This window comes from Corallincola luteus (assembly GCF_004336975.1).
In the GTDB taxonomy this organism is placed as follows: domain Bacteria; phylum Pseudomonadota; class Gammaproteobacteria; order Enterobacterales; family Neiellaceae; genus Corallincola; species Corallincola holothuriorum.
The window spans coordinates 25,147-44,919 of record NZ_SJXE01000012.1; the positions used below are offsets into that span (position 1 = coordinate 25,147).

Consider the following 19,773-nt stretch of genomic DNA (forward strand, 5'->3'; position numbering starts at 1 on the left):
GTATCGCAGCGTCATTTAGAAAGTCAAAAGGCCGCTAGTCATAGCGGCCTTTTATAATATGGCGGTGAGGGAGGGATGATACGGCGCTAGCGCCTTCCCTTCGGGCCATCGCTACGCGATGTTGTCTCGCTGCGCTCGGCGCGAACCCAACGAGAGTTCTCACCCTCCCATGAGGTATCGCAGCGTCATTTAGAAAGTCAAAAGGCCGCTAGTCATAGCGGCCTTTTATAATATGGCGGTGAGGGAGGGATTCGAACCCTCGATACGTTGCCGTATACACACTTTCCAGGCGTGCTCCTTCAGCCACTCGGACACCTCACCAATTTACAAATTGTCTGCTGTTTAGCGTGTCAGCTCACTATGCGTTGCGGAATAAAAAACCCATTAATCTACAACAAAACCAGCCCTTAAGGCGCGGCGTATATTAAGTAAATGCATCGACGGCGTCAACGCGGTCGATGCATAAAGTGAGGGTTAAAGGCTGATTTCTTCAGTTTCTGATGATTCTTCAACCAAGTTAACATCAGCTTCCGTCAATTCGGCATTAACCATTGTGGGAGCCTCGCTAGGCAAAGTATCAATATCATCCTGTAATGCGGTAAACGCTTCGGATAATGCAGAGTTATTTGCCTGGGCTTTACTCGCCGCATTCACCCACAATACGTTACCAGTAACGCCATCAAGAACCGCGACTTCGATAAACTCCCCTTCCGCTTCTTGAACTGGGACATACCCCGTTAGCAACCCCACCAGTACGCTCACAGCGACATCTTTAGCCAATGCGCCGCCAGTTTTCTCAAAGCCACTGTAACGCATTAACAATACTGCATCAGCATCGGCATAGCTGGCCACAATCGAGGCAGCCTCGCCGACTGACTCTTGAAAAGACACAGACTCTTCAAAGCTCACATGGTGCTGCTTGTACAAACGCTCACTCGCTTGCTGATACTGCTGCCGCAGCTTTCCTAAATCGACATTAAAGTTAGCCAGCTCATGACTAACCTCTTCCCTATCGACTACCACGGGTGTGTAGCCGCGATTTTGCAATGCTAATACTGCTCGTTCAATAAGCAACTTTTCAAACCTTGCTTCCTGCTCTAAATTCCTCACCCCTTCACCGGAGAACTCCACGGTATGGAATTCAACAATAGGTGGCACTACTGCAATTCGCTCAATATTGACTCTATTATTCGCAAAATCAGGGTGAGTTCTGACAGAGGTTTGCTGTTGCGCGCAGCCAGCAGCAAATAACAGTGTTAAAAGAGCAACTAAACAATGTTTTGGCACCCACTTCATTACAACACTTCCTTCGTTTTCATCAATTTTTCAATTTGATAGCGCACATACTTGGCATCACGTGACTTGGGTTTTAACGCTAAGTAGTTTTGGAAAGCAGCGATGGCTTCCACCGGTTCGCTATAGTAAGTTACCGTCCCCAGCGTCTTATAAAGCTGCGCTTCGTTAGGATTTAGGGCGAGCGCCGCCTTGGCCTCTGTGATAGCAATCACTGAGTTCTCTTCCACAGCCGATTGATAAGGCGCAGCATCCTCATCAGTAAAATCGCGTCCTTGCCATGCAGCCTTTTCTTTACCAGCAGCTATGGGCTGTTGTGCCAACTGAAAATGTAATAGTGCTGCCAATTGGTGGGCTTTCCAGCCGGGCAGCAAGTCCGGAGCATAAGAGAGTGTTCTCTGCGCCATTAAGGGCAGATCACTATGCAGCATTGATTCAATCGCTAAAGCGAAAATCTTCTGCCGTATCTTCTTAAACTCTTTTTGATTTTTATCATTCGAACAGTCCGTTCGGTAATATGCCGACAGCTCCTCGATACGAAGGTCTATATGCGGGTGGGATGCAAACGTCGAATCAGCATTATTACTAGCTGGCATCACCTCTTTAATTCGCATTAACGCCGATGGCCCGAGGCACGTTGCATATCCTGCACGCTGCAATCTAGCTAACGCTTGCGTATCAGCGTCCAGTTCAAACTCCCGGCTGGTAGAAGCAAGAGAGCTATAGGCTCCTAGATAGCTAAGCTTGGTACCCAGTAAAAAAATATCCAGCGTACTTGCTAGCTCCAAGGACTGTTTGGTGTCGTAATACGTTTTATAGGAATGGCGCCGATTAATATGTTCAATTTCATGGGCCATCACAAACGCGAGTTGTTCCGGGCTCTTTAAGCCGGCAGCCAAACCTATATTTAGATAGATATTGCCGTTAGCGATGGCGAATGCGTTGAAGTCGGGTAAACGAGTCAAATAGATGTGATAAATATTCGCCTGCCTTTCTTCAGCGGAAAGCAAGCTAAAAAGCAGCGTATCTAGGTAGGTTTGTAACTCATTATCAGCAGCAAGTAGCACGCCGTTTTCGGAAAGCTCTTTGTGCATACCGTCGGAACGTGAAATAACTTCATGCTCACCTGGCAACAAGCCAAAATTATTCGGACTGCTTTGCACATCACTGACGTTATGTGCCGTTGATGTACACCCGCTAACGAATAAGGCCAACACGGCAACAGCTAGAAAAAAACGAGTGACTTCCATGTTTAAGCTACTTTGTTATGTTTTTGTTAAAAACCAATAAAGCAGATTATCCATAGCCGACCCGATTCACAACCAATCACGGAATAAAAATAAGACAGAGATCAAAGCGTGCTTTGAAAATTCACCATGCGATTAAGCGGCACCAACGCCTGCTCACGGAGCTCGTCCTCAACAAACACCTCATGCCCTTCAGTATCACCGATAAGAGCCTCTTCGACCGCTTTAAGTCCATTCATCGCCATCCACGGACAATGAGCACAGCTGCGGCAGGTTGCGCCATTACCACCGGTAGGCGCTTCAATGAACTCCTTCTCAGGTGACAGTTGCTGCATCTTATAAAAGATCCCTTTATCTGTCGCAACAATAAATTGTGTGTTTGGTAGCGCTTGGCTGGCTTTAATCAACTGCGTGGTCGAGCCAACAGCATCCGCAATATCAACCACACTCGCCGGCGATTCAGGATGCACTAGCACAGCTGCATCTGGGTATTGTTTTTTCAAATCCAACAGAGCCCGACTCTTAAATTCATCATGAACAATACAGGCCCCCTGCCACATCACCATCTCGGCACCGGTTTGTTTGGCAATATATGAGCCCAGATGGCGATCTGGTGCCCACAGTATTTTTTGCCCGTCACTATCGAGATGCTCAACCACATCTAATGCAATGCTTGAGGTCACTACCCAATCAGCCTTAGCTTTAACGGCTGCAGATGTATTAGCATAAACAACCACGGTGTGATCAGGATACTGCGCTTTAAAAGCTTCAAACTCATTCTCTTCACAACCAAGATCTAAAGAGCAGGTGGCTTCAAGCGTCGGCATCAAAATACGCTTTTCTGGGCTGAGAATTTTGGCTGTTTCCCCCATAAAGCGCACACCGGCAACAATCACAGTGTCTGCGGGATGATTAGCACCAAACTTAGCCATTTCCAAAGAGTCGCCGATAAACCCACCTGACTCCTCAGCCAACGCCTGGATCTCATGATCGGTGTAGTAATGGGCTATCAGGACAGCATTCTTCTCTTTGAGCAACTGCTTAATACGTTCTTTATAGGCCAATTGCTCAGACTCACTTAACGGAACGGGCTTTGGCGGGAACGGATAGCTAGACTGCTCGAGAATATCGATCTGGCTCATTACGGAATTACTCATGGTCACTTCAATAGCTGAGATTATACGCGAAGCAACTACAGGAACGCCAATGGCTCTAACGATTAAAGATAGAAATAGCAGCTGTTTTAAAACGAGGTATTGTGTGGAGGAAATTATCTAGAATGGTGGGTCGTGCTGGATTCGAACCAGCGACCAATTGATTAAAAGTCAACTGCTCTACCAACTGAGCTAACGACCCATTCTAAAAGCTAAAACGGTAATTTGAGATGGTGGGTCGTGCTGGATTCGAACCAGCGACCAATTGATTAAAAGTCAACTGCTCTACCAACTGAGCTAACGACCCAACTCAAATTCTCGCGATACCTTGCGGTATGATAACAGGCAAGAGGTTGGTGTATCTGGCCTGTTTTTCTCTCAGCAGACTGAGAAATGATGGTGGGTCGTGCTGGATTCGAACCAGCGACCAATTGATTAAAAGTCAACTGCTCTACCAACTGAGCTAACGACCCATCATGCGCCTCGAGGATTAAGCTTAGCCCCCCTCGGCGACGGCGGCTAATAATACTTATTTGGCAGCCGGTTGCAATAGCTTATTTGCTGTTTTTCACACTTTTCAACGCGTTCGCTTGTTATTTGAGCGAAGAAACCTTAGTTCGAGCAATTTGTGCACTAGGAGAATCTGGATATTCCTTGATCACGCGGTTGTACCAATTCTTCGCACCGGTATTGTCACCGTCCAGTTGCGAGATCATTGCCATTTTCAACATCGCATCGGCACGCTTAGGTGAATTAGGATATTGATTTACCACGGCTTCAAACTGCGCATTAGCGTCTTTACGTTGGCCTTTATTAAACAACAACTGACCTAACCAATAACGTGCATTGGGGGTTAAGTCCGATGCCGGATACTGATTAATAAAATCATAAAAAGCAGGTATCGCCTGATCATACTGCTTATCTTTTAAAACCAGATTAACGGCTTTTTCATACGCAGCAGTTTCAGTCAAACCCTCCGCCGGACTAACTCCACCCGCGGTGCTGTCAGGCACAGTAGGCGTTGTCACCGGGCTATTCGCCAATCGCCGGTCCAACTCTTGATACAATTCACGCTGACGTTGCAAGATCTGCTGCATCTGGTGATTCTGTGTTTCCAGCATACCTCTTAGCTCATCCACCTCGGATTGCAAAGCTTGGAGGCTCTGTTGCGTCTGGAGTTGCAAGCGATTACTTTGCACCAACTGCTGTTCTAACGCGGCGACCTTCTGCTCCGAAGCACCCCCCAGATCCTTAACCGGCGCAGGCTCTGCGAGAGACTGCGCCGGGATCAAGGAAACACTGAGCAGTACGCCTATAACTGCGTACTTCATAGTATTTACTTCTTAGTAGACCAGAACTGCACGGCGGTTCTTGTCGAATGCGGCTTCAGTGCGGCTGGTATCAACAGGCTTCTCTTCACCGTAAGAGACGATAGAGATTTGTGAATCAAGCACACCCAAACCCTGCAGGTACATAGCCACGGCTTTAGCACGACGCTCGCCTAGGGCGATGTTGTACTCTGGCGTACCACGCTCATCTGCATGACCTTCGATCAATACTTTCACCTGAGTGTTAGCGCGCAGGTAGGCGGCGTGTGCATCCAGGATCTGAGCAAAACGGTTTTGCACCGTTGCCTGATCAAATTCAAAGTAGATGATGTGCTGCTTACGCAGTTCTGCCTGCTGCATTTCACGCTCTTGTTCAGGCGTCAATACTGGCTCAACTACGTTGGTTTCAGTCGTAGTATCTTCAACCACCGTAGTTGTCTGCTCAGTGGTCGCAGTTTCTGACGTTGTATCTACTTCATCAGAAGTAGAAGAACAAGCCATCAAAGCAAACAGTGGCAGCGCAACAACAACACCCTTAAGCAGATCTTTGAGACGCATTCTTACGTTCCTTTCGATTAATTATTGTTAGACCTAGTACAAATATGGAGACCACGCAGGAGCTCGAACCTCACCATTCGCCGCTGGCAGCCTAGCCTTAAATCGCCCGTCGATAGAGACCATTCCTAACACTTGCCGTTCACCGTGCAACGTGCTGTAAATAATCATACTTCCATTCGGGGCAAGACTAGGTGATTCATCCAACCGGGTTTGTGTCAGTACTTGCAACGCTCCTGAAGTCAAATCCTGTTTGGCAATATGATAACGACCGTTAGTTCGATTAACCACGATCAGCTCATCACCGTTTGGCGAAATAGAACCTCCTAGGTTCATCTCACCGTCAAAAGTCAGACGCGTGACCTTGCCAGTTGCTAAATGTACGCGATAAATCTGAGGTTTACCACCCCGCTCTGAGCTAAACACTAACGATTCTCCGTCAGGTGTCCATGAAGGCTCGGTATCAATGGTTCTATGACTGGTTACTTGAGTTAACGCTTTGGTTTCAATATCCATTACATAAATGTCGGGGCTACCATCTTTCGACAAAACCATTGCCATTTTTTTTCCATCTGGCGACCAGTTAGGTGCACCATTGATGCCCGGGAAGGAGGTTAATTTAGTGCGTTTTGCGGTATAGATATCCTGGATAAATATTTCAGACTTACGTTTCTCAAAAGTGACATATGCCAACTTTTTGCCATCAGGAGACCAACTAGGAGACATAATTGGTTCTTTGCTACGAACCAAAGGCGTTTCATTGTAACCGTCATAGTCGGCGACCATTAGTTGAAACGGTACCTTGGCGTCGTGATTCACCACCACATAGGCAATACGGGTTAAAAACGCACCTCGCTCCCCAGTCAAACTCAAATAGATCCGGTCCGAAATCAGGTGGGCGTATTGCCGCATCTGTCTAGATTTCACGACTCGCTGACCTTGAGTCAAAATAAATTCTTTACTTTCAACCAGCTGCCGATCTTTCAGCATCGGCTTGCCACCATTGAGTTCTTTCCCCTCAATGACATCCACCAGTTCGTAGTTAACGACAAAATTACCATCGGCTTGCTGTTTCACACTACCAACTAGAACCGCCTCGACGCCCAATATCGCCCAAGCATTAAAATCTACTTGATTAGCTAAATAAGGTTGTTGCGGCATTTGTTGAATAGCAACAGGATTAAAACGGCCACTGCGGCGCAAATCATTAGCGACCACATCAGCGATGTCTGTTGGCGGCACCTTGCCGTCCAAACTCTTAAAAGGCACCACCGCTATCGGTCTGGCCTCAGACATTCCTTCGGTGATCACTATCTCCAAGGCAGCATAGGCACTGTTTACATAGCCAAACAACAAGAATACAGAGGCTGTGAGAAATCGATTCATTGTGAGTCCTGTATTAATTATCAATATCTAGTGAAAGGTTAATCTCTTTCAACTGTGAAAATACTTCGGGATCTTTAGAGACAGGAAGAGGCTCAGCCTTACGCACCGCGCGTATGGTTTCACTGCAAGCCACTTGCTCCCCTTCAAGACGTCGCACATCAAGTACTAAGCCGCCTGGTGCCAGTTTCAAGTAAATTCGGCAGGTCTTGCCTTGCAGACCGTCAGCGTTAAGGTTGCGCTGGATCTTCTGTCGGATCATCGCTTCATATTTCGCTCGCTCAGACAAAATCATCTGCTGCCGTTGTTCGGATATCTGAGCTTGCTCTGCGGCCATTTCAGCCATCATCATCTGCTCAAGCTCGGCGCGTTGGCGCTCTTCCTCTTTACGCTTACGTTCCGCTTCAGCTTTGCGTTTCTTCTCCGCTTCAGCCGCCTTCTGCTTTCGCTCTTCCTCTAGCTTTTTCTTCTTTGCTGCTTCTTCAGCTTTGCGACGAGCAACTTCCTGTTTTTTCCGCTCTTCTTCAACTTTCTTGGCCGCCTCTTCCGCTTTCTGGCGTTCTTGCTCTTTTGCCTTACGATCCTTCTCTTTCTTTATCGCCAATGCTTTGGCTTTCTTTGCTTCCTGCTCAGCCTTTTTGCGTTCAGCTTGTTTACGCTTTTTCTCTTCAGCCTGCTTCTTCCGCTTCGCATCTTCGGCTTTACGCTTATCCTCTGCTGCTTTTTCTTTACGCTTTTTCTCATCTAACTTGCGTTGCTCAGCTCGCTCAGCCGCTTTCTTCTGATCATCTAATTTCTGCAACTGCCGCTCAACTAACTTGCGATCAACGGTCACCGCTTGGATCGGCGCAGTGTTAACCTGCTGCGCCTGCTTATCGGGCTTGGTAAATTGAACACTGACAAATAGCACTAACCCCAAGACCACGTGGGCAAGAACAGAAATGATGACGAAATGGTGTAGTGGACGCTCAGACACTCCGTCTTATCCCCCGCTCGGATCTGTCATTAAACCGACGGTTTCGATACCTGCGTTTTCCAAATCGGCCATCAGTGCAACGACATAGCCGTACGGTACTTTCGCGTCGCCTTTCACAACCACATGGGTAGCTGGTGCAAGTTCAACGATAGCGGCAATCCGAGCCACCAAATCATCTTTCGGTAACTCTTCTGAAGAGCCTTTATCATCAGTAAACCAATAGGTGCCATCCGACTCAATAGTGGCAATGATTGGCGGTTTAGCATCTTCAAGTAGCGGATTGGCATCCTGCTTAGGCAGGTTTACCTTCACCCCTTGCGTAATTAACGGTGCAGTTACCATAAAGATGACCAGTAATACCAACATGACATCGATATATGGCACTACGTTAATCTCAGCTTTGGGCTTCCGCCGTTTACGCTGATAACTCATGTCCAGTTACTCCTGCTCGCGGGCAACGGATTGCCGATGCAGGATACTTGAAAACTCTTCCATAAAGTTGCCATAGCTATTTTCTAAGCGTTCAACTTGGTGACTGAACTTGTTGTAGGCGATGACCGCAGGGATCGCAGCAAATAGTCCCATCGCTGTCGCAATCAAGGCTTCAGCAATCGCAGGAGCGACCAGTGACAAGGTCAACTGCGCTTGATTCATGCTACCTAAGGCAACAAAAGCATTCATAATTCCCCACACCGTACCGAAAAGACCGATATAAGGACTAATTGAGCCAACCGTAGCCATAAAAGGCAGGTGTTGCTCAAGTTCATCAACCTCTCTGGAGAGTGCCACACGCATCGCCCTATCCGTACCTTCTACCGCACTGACACCGGTATACGAGCCTCCTTGGTGATAGCGCGCAAACTCCTTAAAACCAGATTTAAAGATCTGCTCCATGCCCTTCGCCTCAGCACTTCTCGCACTCACTTCCTGATAGAGCTTATTTAAGTCGACACCTGACCAAAAACGATCTTCAAAACGGTCGGCATTATCCTGAGCTTCTTTCAAAGCTTTAGCGCGTTGGAAAATCATCCCCCAGGAGAGCACGGACATCGCTAAAAGGATTAGCATGACCAATTGCACCAGTAAGCTGGCATCAAAGATCAGTTCAAGAAACGATATTTCAGTGGACACGGGGCAAAACTCCTGCGACTTGTTTTGGAATAGCGATTGGTTTGGCGCGGTTCAGGTCCACGCAAACAACTTTAATCTCTGCCGTAGCAATTAGCCGATTGCTCTGATCAACGATGGCTTGCTTAAAAATCAAGCTCGCCCTCTTTTGTTCAGATATCTCGGCAGAAACGCTAAGCTGATCATTGAATTTGGCTGAAGACAAATTTTCCATCTGTACCGAACGAACAACAAAAGCAACACCCTCGGCCAACAGACCATCCTGTTCGATACCGAGGGAGCGTAACCACTCAGTACGAGCTCGCTCAAAGAACTTAAGATAATTGGCGTAGAAAACCACGCCACCAGCATCAGTGTCTTCATAATAAACACGTACTGGCCAATTGAAGATCGTATCGCTCAAGGCTGCCCTGCCAAAGTCCAATCAGACAAAATAATTTTTATTTGTATTGATGGCAGCTAACTATACAGAAAGTTCCCCACGGATGATAAGCCCAAAACGTTCTGAGGAGATAATGTGATCGGACTCGACTAAAAAACACCCAAAGCAAGCAAAAAAACATCACTTTAATAAAAACAAAAGCTTACCCACAACATCATCTAAAACAGTTAAATAGAGTGTAGTAAATTGATCTCAATCAATTTACCAAACTACGCTGGCACGATGCAGCGTCATGACCAACCATCCATCTTTTAACGCAAATATAAGTAACTGCATAAATATGCCTTACACCTGAATACATAACACACAGGTGAAAATAAAAGCCAGTAAAAACAAAAAGATAAATACAAAAAAGAGAGTGCGCCGCCGCCTAAAAAACAACTTTGACATTAGTTTTTTTCATGACTAACGCTAAAATAACTCGTTTGTTTAGCTGCGCGCTCGCACCTAAAATGGTCGGCAGTTGAAGACAACTACTTGTAGTTTTTTGATCATCATATTCTGATGATTGCGGTGAGTGTCTTCTCTCCCTGGAATCGAGGCTTTGCCTCTTTTGTATCAGTTCTGGATTTTGCCATTTTGGCGCTTCCCCGTGAATGATATAGTTCATTTAACCCGCGAGTTTCGCGGGTTTTTTTTGTCTGGATTTTATAGCCATATTCGATAGTAGTAGGCGTACTTAGCTAGCTGGACGATCCAAGCCAAAATGCAAATATGCTCTCTGGGTAGCTAACCGGCCACGCGGGGTTCGTTGCAAAAAACCTTGCTGTATCAGGTAGGGCTCCAACACATCTTCAATGGTTTCTTTTACTTCTCCGATAGCGGCGGCTAAGTTGTCCAGTCCGACCGGGCCGCCATCAAATTTGTCGATCAGTGCTAGAAGTAGTTTTCGATCCATAAAATCAAAACCGGCATCATCGACATCCAACATATCCAAAGCTTTGGCGGCAACGGCATCATCTATATTCCCCGCAGCTTTCACCTCTGCATAATCCCTTACCCGACGCAGCAAGCGATTAGATATCCTAGGGGTACCGCGGCTCCGACGTGCAATCTCCTTTGCGCCAGTCGGCACCAATTCCATTCCTAAATGAGCCGCAGAGCGCTGCACAATTTTAGTTAATTCATCCACAGTGTAGAATTCTAGGCGTTGGACGATGCCAAAACGATCACGCAGTGGAGAGGTCAGTGAACCAGCTCGGGTTGTTGCGCCGATCAGTGTAAACGGCGGCAAATCAAGTTTAATTGAGCGTGCGGCAGGGCCTTCACCAATCATGATATCCAGTTGATAATCTTCCATTGCTGGATACAAGACCTCTTCAACGACAGGGCTTAAACGATGTATCTCATCAATAAACAACACATCATTGGGCTCTAAGTTGGTCAACAGTGCCGCGAGGTCCCCTGCTTTTTCCAACACAGGACCTGAAGTGGTCTTTATGCTCACATTCATCTCATTGGCAACAATGTTAGCCAGTGTCGTTTTACCTAAACCGGGCGGGCCGAAAATAAGCAGGTGATCTAGGGCTTCGCCGCGTCTACGAGCAGCCTCAAGGAAAATGTTCATTTGCCCCACAACATGGGGCTGCCCTGTATAGTCGGACAAAAGCTTAGGGCGGATCGCGCGATCTACAGCTTCTTCTTCGTGAAGCGTTGTACCTTGTATCAGTCGATCAGCTTCTATCATTATTAACCCTTACAGCATGTTTCGTAATGCATCGCGGATCAGCGCTTCGCTACTCATCCCTTCAACCGCTACCTTGCCAACGGCACGGCTAGCTTGCGCTGGTTTATAGCCCAGTGCGATAAGCGCGGCAACGGCATCTTCCGTCGCATCCACAGGACGCACGAAAGTATCTTCAACTTGTCCACTCAATGCGAATCCGTCTGCGGCAGAATCAACAGGCTGTGCATTCCAATCCTTAAGCCTGTCTTTCATTTCCACTAACAAGCGTTCTGCGGTCTTCTTGCCAACACCAGGTAACTTCATCAATGATGTGATATCGCCGTGGTGTACAACTTGGGCAAACTGTTCTGCGGACATTCCAGATAGAATGGCGAGGGCGAGTTTCGGCCCAACACCATTCGTTTTTATCAGCTCACGAAACATCGCTCTTTCATGCAAAGCACAAAAGCCAAATAGCAGCTGAGCATCTTCCCTAACCACAAAATGGGTCACCACTGTAGCTTCGGCTCCCACCTCCGGCAATTGGTAAAAGCTGGTCATAGGTAACTGGACCTCATATCCTACCCCACCAACATCTAACAGAAGATCTGGGGGTTGCTTAGAGATAATGGTTCCGCGAAGCTGTCCTATCAAAGTGATTCCTTAATTCTATAGCGAGAAGAGCAAGACAATCAGTTAACGTGAAATTAACTGAAGATACAGGCTAACTGAGCGTTAGCGATACAACAAGTCTAACGCCAACGCCCTCGCGCCTGCCCCGACACCTTGCCCGACATGGCGATTAAACTTTGTCGCGTATGGCTATGGCAAAGGGCGATAGCTAAAGCATCAGCCGCATCCGCTTGTGGGGTCGCTGGTAATAACAAGATTTGCTTCACCATGTGCTGGACTTGAGTTTTATCCGCCCCACCAGTACCAACCACAGCCTGTTTAACCTCTCTGGCAGAGTACTCGTATACAGGAATATCACGACAAGCGGCCGCCACAATGGCCGCGCCACGTGCTTGACCAAGCTTTAATGCGGAGTCAGCATTGCGAGCCATAAACACTCTCTCGATGGCAAACTCGTCAGGTTGGAACTGTTGAATCAACTCACTGACACCATCATGGATAATACGTAATCGTTCAGGCAACTCTGGCGCAGTGATGCGGATACAGCCACTCCCCAAATAACTAAACTTGGCACCCAACTGCTTAATCACACCATAACCGGTGATCCGCGAGCCGGGATCGATACCAAGAATAATACTCAAAAGGGTTAACCTAGCTGTTCCATAACATCGTCGGTAATATCGGCATTGTGATATACCTCCTGCACATCATCATCATCTTCAAGTCCATCGACCAGACGGAAAAATTTCTCAGCAGTGGCTAAATCTAGCTCAGCTTTGGTCGACGGAATCATAGTGACCTCCGCGTTAACCGCTGCTAAACCTGACGCATCCAGTGCATCTTTCACGCCACCAAAATCTTCCGGCAAAGTGTAGACATCTATCGAACCATCATCATTGGTTTCGACATCTTCTGCACCGGCATCAAGAGCTGCTTCCATCACCACATCTTCGTCGAGACCTTCAGAATAAGAGATAACCCCTTTCTTACTGAATAGATAGGCGACGGAGCCATCGGTGCCTAAATTACCGCCGGCTTTGGTAAACAGGTGGCGGATATTTGAAACCGTACGATTACGATTATCCGTCATCGTTTCCACCATCACTGCTGTGCCACCGGGGCCATACCCTTCGTAGATGATAGTTTCCAACTCTTGGCCATCGAGCTCGCCGGCACCGCGTTTAACCGCTCTCTCAACCGTATCACGGGTCATATTATTGGACAGTGCTTTGTCGATAGCGGCACGCAAACGAGGATTGCTGTCGGCGTCAGAACCACCTTCCCGCGAAGCAACGGTGATCTCACGGATCAGCTTGGTAAAAATCTTTCCCCGCTTGGCATCCTGAGCTGCCTTACGGTGTTTGATGTTCGCCCATTTACTATGACCAGCCATATCTATTCTCCACGCTTACTGCACCGTCTTGTGGCGATGCTTTTCTATACCTAACTAAGAAGCTCTGCAGACATTACTTAGTGAGCCGTTTTTGCAAAGTGATCAAGGCATCGCGGTTACTCGAAGAGCTAACTTTGCGTATCGCATGCTCGAAGTCCAGCCATACATACTCAAGATGTTCTGTCGCCGACAGCTGGATCTCAGTGGTGACCGGTACTCGAAGATAAAACCAATGCTCAAGATTGTGGGTGGTGCCCGACGCATATCGATGACGCCATTCAGGGTACAAAAGATAGCGAACCTGAACGTCCGCATCCTCTAACACTGAAGGCAACATCGCCACATCAATACCGGTTTCCTCTTTTAACTCTCTCGCCGCCGCACGAATCGGTAGCTCGCCCACTTCCAATGAGCCGGTAACAGATTGCCAGAAGGTTGGCAGGTCCAACCTTCGCATAAGCAGCACTCTGAAATCCTCACGGTAGATCACTACCAGGACAGATTCAGGGCGCTTGTAACTCACTATTTAGCATCTTCCTTCGCTACCAACGCAATACCCAGCTCAACCAACTGCTCCGGATTTGCTTTTCCAGGTGCATCGGTCAATGGACATGCTGCGGTAGTAGTTTTTGGAAATGCCATCACGTCTCGGATAGTGTCGGCACCACACATCAACATGACCAAACGATCTAAACCAAACGCTAAACCCGCATGTGGTGGCGCACCATACTGCAGCGCATCCAACAAGAAACCAAACTTCTCACGGGCTTCTTCATCACTGATCCCAAGAATACGGAAAACAGTGGCCTGCATAGTTTGGTCGTGAATACGTACCGAGCCACCGCCAACTTCGCAGCCATTTAATACCATGTCATACGCATCGGATAACGCACCGTAAGGGTTAGCTTCCAGTTCCGCTGCGGTTGCATTTGATGGTGCGGTGAACGGATGATGCAGCGCATGAGCACGGCCATCAGCCTCCTCGAACATTGGGAAATCAACAACCCACAACGGACGCCATTCATCGGCAACCAACCCAAGGTCTTCACCTAGTTTGATTCGCAACGCGCCCATTGCTTCGGTAACGACCACTTTATTATCTGCACCAAAGAACAGGATATCGCCACTTTCAGCGTTAGTTTGAGCAAGCAATGCTTCCATCTGTTCAGCAGAGAAGAACTTAGCAACAGGAGATTGCACCCCTTCCAGCCCGGCGGCACGATCATTAATTTTCATCCATGCCAGACCTTTGGCACCGTATATACCAACAAATTTACCCAGCTCGTCAATCTGTTTCCGGCTGAATTTATCGGCACCTGCAGGAACACGAATGGCTGCAACGCGGCCATTGTCATCATTCGCCGGGCCAGCGAACACCTTAAAATCGACCGCTTTAACCTGTTCAGCGACATCGACCAACTCTAACGGAATACGCAGATCGGGTTTATCACTACCGAAACGACGCATCGCCTCTTCGTAGGTCATCCGCGGGAAATCACCTAAATCAATATTCATCAATTTCGTGAACAACTGACGGATCATCTGCTCCGTTACCGCCATCACTTGATCCGCAGACATAAATGAAGTTTCGATATCAATTTGAGTAAATTCAGGCTGACGATCAGCACGAAGATCTTCATCACGGAAACATTTAACGATCTGATAGTAACGGTCAACGCCGGACATCATCAGCAGCTGCTTAAACAACTGTGGTGACTGTGGTAAAGCGAAGAATTTGCCTTTGTGAGTGCGGCTAGGCACTAAGTAATCTCGTGCGCCTTCAGGCGTTGCCGCCGTTAAGATGGGAGTTTCTACATCCATAAAGCCCGCCTCTTCCATATAGCGGCGAACTTCATTAGTCACTTTGGCACGGAACTTAAGCTTTTCGCTCATTTCTGGCCGGCGTAGATCCAAATAGCGGAAGCGTAAGCGCTGTTCTTCACTATTCTGTTGGTTAAAGTCCAACGGCAGCGGTGCAGCGGCGTTAAGGATCTCAAGTTGCAAACCCAGTAATTCAATGCCACCACTGGCCATCTCTTTATTGATCTGCCCTTCAGGGCGCGGACGGACTTTGCCCGTCACTTTGACACAAAATTCGTTACGCAGGGTATTTGCTAGAGCGAATACATCTTCGATATCCGGATCGTAAACAACTTGAACGATACCTTCTCGATCACGCAGATCCAGAAAGATCACTCCCCCCAAATCACGACGACGATTAACCCAGCCACACAAGGTGACCTCTTGGCCAATCAGTGATTCGTTAACCTCTCCACAATAATGGCTGCGCATGTGTACTTTCCTGTTGTTCAGAATAAAGATGCGCCGCCTTGGAGGCAGCGCATAAATTGATTAAATATCATTCAAACTAAAACGTTGGCTCAAATCAGTTCGATTTCGAATGACTGTCCGAAGCCACGTTTTTCTTACTGCCACTCTTAAAGTCAGTCTCATACCAGCCACTACCTTTAAGCCGGAAACCAGCTGCAGAAATCAACTTCTTCAGCGCAGGGGCCGCACAATCGGGACAATCCACCAAAGGCGCATCACTGATACGTTGGAGTTTCTCTAACTGATGGCCGCACGACCCACATTGGTACTCATAAATAGGCATTGCCGTTGTTCCCCCGCTTCGCCAGATAAAGATTGACGGACAGTGAGGCATTATATGCAAACGGCATCAGTTGTCACGCGACCGGCTGCTACATAACAGATAATTTAACTCAATAGGTAACCGTTCTTGTCTTGCTGCTTAATCTTATACATCAAGCTATCCGCCACCCGTAACAAGACATCAGGCGTTTCACCATCCTCCGGATAGACTGCCACACCAATACTGGCACTTAAGGAACACTTGGCATCCCCTACCTTGAATGGCTTTTCAAGGGCAAAAATGAGCTTCTTCGCCAATTCAGCCGCGTGCAGACGGTGATGCAAGTTAGTTGCTAAAACAACAAACTCATCGCCACCAAAACGCGCTAACGTATCAGAGCGCCTCACTACTCCCTGAAAACGCTTTGCTACCTCTTTGAGTACCTGATCGCCAGCACCATGACCATGTTGGTCATTAATCTCTTTAAACCCATCCAGATCAATAAACATCAAAGCCATAAGATTCTTAGTTCGCGCATGGTTCTCTAGCGCCCCTAGAATCTGTTCCTCAAACTGCCGCCGATTAGCTAAGCCAGTTAGTTCATCATGGCGAGCCAAATGGCGGATCGTTTCTTCTGCGGCTCGACGACGTTCAATCTCTTTATTTAAGCGACGGTTCCACAAGACCATCAATGTCATCACCACGATAACCAAGGCACCAATCTGGACACTGATGCGCCAGACTTTCTCACTAGAAACCCCTTGTTCAATGGTCAAATCTAACCATTTAGATAGAATTTTGCGGCGCTCGTCTTCCGTCAACATCAGTAATGCTTTATTCAATATACTATTGAGCTCAGGCCAATCTTTTCTAATACCGAATTGAGAAGACTCTTGCTTAATATCGTGCAAAGTAGACAGTTTCAGATTACTCAGGCTCAATTCCCTCACCATGGAAACGGCAACAGTAAGGTTATCTAACGCTCCGAACACTTCACCGGAAGATACAGCCTGCAGCGCTTCAGCCCCCGATTCATATACTTTCAATTCGATTTCTGGATGATTTCGCCTGATCCAGGGGATCACTTGATAGCCAGCGATGACCGCCAGCGTGCGACCTCGCAACTGGCTGAGTTGAGAAACTAAAAGCTCCTCTTCACGTATCGCTATCGCCCATGGGGTTGGCCAATACCCATCTGAAAAAATCAGTGATTGTCGACGCTCCGGTGTATCGCTGATAGCGGCGACAAAGTCGACTTTATGCCGCATAGCAGCCTCAAGCACTTGCTGCCAATGCTCGAAAAGCACCACCTCAATTCGCAATCCTGTACGGCTTTCCAACCACTCAACCAGATCTGCATTAACCCCAGCGAACTCGCCAACTTCGTTAACGAACTCAAATGGCGAGTAGTCCTTAACGGCCCCCATACGGATTACAGGGTGACTAGATAACCAGCGGTTCTCCACGTCACTGAGTTCGACCGACAGTGGCAGATTCTCAAAATAGCGATCCTGAGGAGCAAGTATCCAACGTTGCTCAATCTCTGCTAAATCAGAGAGTTCAACAGCTTCAAAACCTAGCTGCACTCTTTGTTTAAGATTCTCATTGCCCTTGCCGACCAAGGCGAGCACTTCGGCGGCAAAGGTGGGGTTGTCCAAACGCCGAAATTGGTTAAGTTGATTGCGTTGAATAAGGACATATTCCGTCAAGTTAGATAAGCCGAAAAAGCCAGCGATTTCACCACTAATTGCCGCTTGTATTAACTCGAAATGGTCTGAAAAATAACTAAAGCTTAACTTGGGATATTGGCTGGTAAGCTGCGGTAAATAGCTCGCTTGCTCTAAAACTCCAATGGGTAATTCGCTGACCTGGCTTAATGCATTAACACCTGAATTTTCAGGTGTATAGAACTGCACTTTGAGCGTCATTAATTGATTTGCTGGCTCTAAAGCCTGGCTATCATTCTCGGCGCTGGGTAATGCAGAAACAATATCCACCAGCTGCATGTCCATCTGGCTATCCAGCGTGTGTTTTTCCTGCACCATAAAGTTAACTTCATAACCATTACGCTCACCCCAAAGCTTCCATATATCGACCAACATGCCACTGGGCACACCGTCCTCATCCAGCATCATGTAAGGTGGTGCGTCCGGTAAAATGGCGATCATGATGCCAGCTTGCTCACCGGATGTTCCGAACCAACGGCGATTGATTGCTGCTCTCTCCTCGTCGGAAATCAGCTTAAAGCCATCATTGATTTTAGCCAGTAAAGCATCATTGTCTGACTGAACAGAGGGGTGAAGAGACGTGGTGTGATAAGTCAGTTTACGGTGGTTGGGAAATCGCTGCTCTAACTCTAATACCTGTTCATATTGCGATGAAACCCGATCCAAGCCCGTAAAAGCTAATACTTCCCCACGCATCGCAGCATCATAAACACTGAACTGGCGGTCATACTCTGCGATAGCAAGGTGTGGGTAAAGACGATTCAACATCGTCACATGGTTGGCTTCTTTTACCGCACCGACTAAGTAGGGACGCAGTTGTTCCGGCTGCTTAATATCTGGCAGCGAACGGTGAACAAAAATATTGGAGTGTACGGTCGCCAGAGAATCGGCAAAGGCCAAGTAGGTCGCGCGCTGTTCATTAACAGCCATACCGGCATGGATATCTGCCGTTCCGCTACGGATCATCTCGAGGCTATCAACCCAGGACGCAGAAACGAGCACGATCTTAGTATGGGTCTTCTCGGACCATAGCCGCCAAAGATCAACCAACATCCCCCGTGGCTGACCATCTATAGCAAAGTGATAAGGATAGGTCTCTGCACTGGTCACAATAACCAGCGGCTTATCCTGTGCGGCCACAAAGGGCTGGGCCATAAAACAGAATAAGTAGATTAAAACAGCTAATAGAGTTCGCGCAAACATCGCATTCCTTTGACTTCTCAGTACGACTACCTAATGCACCGACCAACGCGTTGAATTATAAACCTTTGAATTTCTTAAGTGCCGACCACAAACATGCAGCAATAAATACGGCTATTTGCTCCCTACAAGCAGAAAATACAAAGCAACAACAAAAAGGCTATTGGCTCAGTATAACTGGAAGCGGATAATATATCTAAATAGTAAAAAGGTTAGTGCAACCAGAAGGCTGAGACACACGGGTTAGTGATAAGTGGCTCGCCGCGAAGTCGAAGAATGAGTTACAATAGCTGCTCCATACTGCTAACTCGATCGCTTTGTAATCCATGGAAAATAAAGACACTATTTTTTCTCATCCCTTAAGTAACATTGGTGACTTTCGTTTCGATGAAGGGGTTGCAGATGTCTTTTCTGACATGATCCAGCGCTCAGTGCCTGGTTATACCAACATCATCTCCACAATCGGCGAACTGGCCAAGCACTACATTCAGGAACAATCACAGGTTTACGATCTAGGCTGCTCTTTAGGGGCTGCCACCTTGGCAATGCGGCGCAATATCAGCCAGCAAGGAGTCAACATGATCGCTGTTGATAACTCGCAAGCGATGATTGAGCGCTGTCAGCGTAACCTCGGCGCCTATCGTTCAGACGTGCCGGTAACCGTGGTGCTTGACGATATCAGAGAAATCGCGATCGAGAATGCTTCGATGGTGGTGATAAACTTCACTCTACAATTTTTGCCACCAGATGAAAGAGCGGCTCTGTTAACCAAGGTCTACCAGGGGCTAAAGCCCGGAGGGCTATTGGTGCTATCAGAAAAAATACGTTTTGATGACCAATCGGTCGACGACCTGCTGACCGAACTACACCACAATTTCAAACGTGCCCATGGTTACAGCGAATTGGAAATCAGCCAAAAGCGCACAGCCTTAGAAAACGTGATGCGAACCGACACCGCTCAGTTACATACGGAACGCTTAAATGAAATCGGCTTCAAACATGTAGCCACGTGGTTTCAATGCTTTAATTTCACCTCATTACTGGCGATCAAATAG

19 protein-coding genes, 4 tRNA genes and 1 other RNA gene are annotated in these 19,773 nt (G+C 47.5%); 1 reads left to right on the top strand and 23 read right to left on the bottom strand.

Annotation, left to right across the window (positions count from 1 at the left end):
• Positions 1–59: 59 nt before the first annotated feature.
• The 23 genes from EZV61_RS17435 to EZV61_RS17545 form a co-directional block, all read right to left on the bottom strand.
• Positions 60–183: non-coding RNA, RtT sRNA (locus tag EZV61_RS17435), on the bottom strand.
• A gap of 50 nt (positions 184–233) precedes the next feature.
• Positions 234–321: transfer RNA gene (locus EZV61_RS17440), tRNA-Ser, on the bottom strand.
• A gap of 153 nt (positions 322–474) precedes the next feature.
• Complete coding sequence (locus tag EZV61_RS17445; protein ID WP_131417265.1) at positions 475–1,296, bottom strand: hypothetical protein; 822 nt, start codon at positions 1,294–1,296, stop codon at positions 475–477.
• Positions 1,296–2,543, bottom strand: a complete 1,248-nt coding sequence (locus tag EZV61_RS17450; RefSeq protein WP_131417267.1) for a M48 family metallopeptidase — start codon at positions 2,541–2,543, stop codon at positions 1,296–1,298. The genes EZV61_RS17445 and EZV61_RS17450 overlap by 1 nt, the downstream gene beginning before the upstream one ends.
• A gap of 101 nt (positions 2,544–2,644) precedes the next feature.
• Positions 2,645–3,682 (bottom strand): quinolinate synthase NadA, encoded by a 1,038-nt coding sequence (gene nadA, locus EZV61_RS17455; RefSeq protein WP_114338450.1) that lies wholly within the window; start codon positions 3,680–3,682, stop codon positions 2,645–2,647.
• Positions 3,683–3,820: 138 nt separating this feature from the next.
• Positions 3,821–3,896, bottom strand: a tRNA-Lys gene (locus EZV61_RS17460).
• 29 nt (positions 3,897–3,925) lie between these two features.
• Positions 3,926–4,001 (bottom strand) — tRNA-Lys (locus EZV61_RS17465).
• A gap of 90 nt (positions 4,002–4,091) precedes the next feature.
• Positions 4,092–4,167, bottom strand: a tRNA-Lys gene (locus EZV61_RS17470).
• Between the two features lie 120 nt (positions 4,168–4,287).
• Positions 4,288–5,025, bottom strand: coding sequence for a tol-pal system protein YbgF (gene ybgF, locus EZV61_RS17475; protein ID WP_114338449.1), 738 nt, complete (start codon positions 5,023–5,025; stop codon positions 4,288–4,290).
• A 12-nt stretch (positions 5,026–5,037) separates the two neighbouring features.
• Entirely contained in the window at positions 5,038–5,580 is a 543-nt protein-coding gene (pal, locus tag EZV61_RS17480; RefSeq protein WP_114338448.1) for a peptidoglycan-associated lipoprotein Pal, read from the bottom strand.
• Positions 5,581–5,613: 33 nt separating this feature from the next.
• Positions 5,614–6,963, bottom strand: a complete 1,350-nt coding sequence (gene tolB / locus EZV61_RS17485) for a Tol-Pal system beta propeller repeat protein TolB (protein ID WP_114338447.1) — start codon at positions 6,961–6,963, stop codon at positions 5,614–5,616.
• 13 nt (positions 6,964–6,976) lie between these two features.
• Positions 6,977–7,936: a cell envelope integrity protein TolA gene (tolA, locus tag EZV61_RS17490; protein WP_114338446.1), complete on the bottom strand. Its 960-nt coding sequence runs from the start codon at positions 7,934–7,936 to the stop codon at positions 6,977–6,979.
• A 6-nt stretch (positions 7,937–7,942) separates the two neighbouring features.
• On the bottom strand, positions 7,943–8,368 hold the full coding sequence (gene tolR, locus EZV61_RS17495) for a protein TolR (protein ID WP_131417269.1): 426 nt from the start codon (positions 8,366–8,368) through the stop codon (positions 7,943–7,945).
• 6 nt (positions 8,369–8,374) lie between these two features.
• A complete protein-coding gene (gene tolQ / locus EZV61_RS17500) occupies positions 8,375–9,067 on the bottom strand; it encodes a protein TolQ (RefSeq protein WP_114338444.1) in 693 nt (230 codons plus the stop codon).
• Positions 9,057–9,467, bottom strand: a complete 411-nt coding sequence (gene ybgC, locus EZV61_RS17505) for a tol-pal system-associated acyl-CoA thioesterase (RefSeq protein ID WP_131417271.1) — start codon at positions 9,465–9,467, stop codon at positions 9,057–9,059. Before ybgC ends, tolQ begins: the two co-directional genes overlap by 11 nt.
• 718 nt (positions 9,468–10,185) lie before the next feature.
• Positions 10,186–11,193: a Holliday junction branch migration DNA helicase RuvB gene (gene ruvB, locus EZV61_RS17510; RefSeq protein WP_114338442.1), complete on the bottom strand. Its 1,008-nt coding sequence runs from the start codon at positions 11,191–11,193 to the stop codon at positions 10,186–10,188.
• 9 nt (positions 11,194–11,202) lie between these two features.
• Positions 11,203–11,826 (bottom strand): Holliday junction branch migration protein RuvA, encoded by a 624-nt coding sequence (gene ruvA / locus EZV61_RS17515; RefSeq protein ID WP_130565302.1) that lies wholly within the window; start codon positions 11,824–11,826, stop codon positions 11,203–11,205.
• A 98-nt stretch (positions 11,827–11,924) separates the two neighbouring features.
• Positions 11,925–12,446 carry a crossover junction endodeoxyribonuclease RuvC gene (gene ruvC / locus EZV61_RS17520; protein ID WP_131417273.1) on the bottom strand — a complete coding sequence of 174 codons (522 nt, stop codon included), beginning with the start codon at positions 12,444–12,446 and terminating at the stop codon, positions 11,925–11,927.
• A gap of 5 nt (positions 12,447–12,451) precedes the next feature.
• Positions 12,452–13,198 (bottom strand): YebC/PmpR family DNA-binding transcriptional regulator, encoded by a 747-nt coding sequence (locus EZV61_RS17525; RefSeq protein ID WP_114338439.1) that lies wholly within the window; start codon positions 13,196–13,198, stop codon positions 12,452–12,454.
• A gap of 73 nt (positions 13,199–13,271) precedes the next feature.
• Positions 13,272–13,721, bottom strand: a complete 450-nt coding sequence (gene nudB, locus EZV61_RS17530; RefSeq protein ID WP_131417275.1) for a dihydroneopterin triphosphate diphosphatase — start codon at positions 13,719–13,721, stop codon at positions 13,272–13,274.
• Positions 13,721–15,490 (bottom strand): aspartate--tRNA ligase, encoded by a 1,770-nt coding sequence (gene aspS / locus EZV61_RS17535; RefSeq protein ID WP_131417277.1) that lies wholly within the window; start codon positions 15,488–15,490, stop codon positions 13,721–13,723. Before aspS ends, nudB begins: the two co-directional genes overlap by 1 nt.
• A 94-nt stretch (positions 15,491–15,584) precedes the next feature.
• The gene (locus EZV61_RS17540) at positions 15,585–15,812 is read right to left on the bottom strand and encodes an FmdB family zinc ribbon protein (protein WP_114338436.1); all 228 of its coding nucleotides are present in this window, start codon (positions 15,810–15,812) and stop codon (positions 15,585–15,587) included.
• Positions 15,813–15,916: 104 nt separating this feature from the next.
• Complete coding sequence (locus EZV61_RS17545; protein ID WP_130565299.1) at positions 15,917–18,721, bottom strand: transporter substrate-binding domain-containing protein; 2,805 nt, start codon at positions 18,719–18,721, stop codon at positions 15,917–15,919.
• 323 nt (positions 18,722–19,044) lie between these two features.
• Between EZV61_RS17545 and cmoA the strand changes: the two genes are divergently transcribed.
• Positions 19,045–19,773, top strand: a complete 729-nt coding sequence (cmoA, locus tag EZV61_RS17550) for a carboxy-S-adenosyl-L-methionine synthase CmoA (RefSeq protein ID WP_131417279.1) — start codon at positions 19,045–19,047, stop codon at positions 19,771–19,773.

Excerpts from the sequence above, each read along its gene's own strand:
- EZV61_RS17445 (WP_131417265.1), bottom strand. The coding sequence starts at position 1,296 with ATGAAGTGGGTGCCAAAACATTGTTTAGTTGCTCTTTTAACACTGTTA.
- EZV61_RS17450 (WP_131417267.1), bottom strand. The coding sequence starts at position 2,543 with ATGGAAGTCACTCGTTTTTTTCTAGCTGTTGCCGTGTTGGCCTTATTC.
- nadA (WP_114338450.1), bottom strand. The coding sequence starts at position 3,682 with ATGAGCCAGATCGATATTCTCGAGCAGTCTAGCTATCCGTTCCCGCCA.
- ybgF (WP_114338449.1), bottom strand. The coding sequence starts at position 5,025 with ATGAAGTACGCAGTTATAGGCGTACTGCTCAGTGTTTCCTTGATCCCG.
- pal (WP_114338448.1), bottom strand. The coding sequence starts at position 5,580 with ATGCGTCTCAAAGATCTGCTTAAGGGTGTTGTTGTTGCGCTGCCACTG.
- tolB (WP_114338447.1), bottom strand. The coding sequence starts at position 6,963 with ATGAATCGATTTCTCACAGCCTCTGTATTCTTGTTGTTTGGCTATGTA.
- tolR (WP_131417269.1), bottom strand. The coding sequence starts at position 8,368 with ATGAGTTATCAGCGTAAACGGCGGAAGCCCAAAGCTGAGATTAACGTA.
- ruvB (WP_114338442.1), bottom strand. The coding sequence starts at position 11,193 with ATGATAGAAGCTGATCGACTGATACAAGGTACAACGCTTCACGAAGAA.
- EZV61_RS17525 (WP_114338439.1), bottom strand. The coding sequence starts at position 13,198 with ATGGCTGGTCATAGTAAATGGGCGAACATCAAACACCGTAAGGCAGCT.
- aspS (WP_131417277.1), bottom strand. The coding sequence starts at position 15,490 with ATGCGCAGCCATTATTGTGGAGAGGTTAACGAATCACTGATTGGCCAA.
- EZV61_RS17540 (WP_114338436.1), bottom strand. The coding sequence starts at position 15,812 with ATGCCTATTTATGAGTACCAATGTGGGTCGTGCGGCCATCAGTTAGAG.
- EZV61_RS17545 (WP_130565299.1), bottom strand. The coding sequence starts at position 18,721 with ATGTTTGCGCGAACTCTATTAGCTGTTTTAATCTACTTATTCTGTTTT.
- cmoA (WP_131417279.1), top strand. The coding sequence starts at position 19,045 with ATGGAAAATAAAGACACTATTTTTTCTCATCCCTTAAGTAACATTGGT.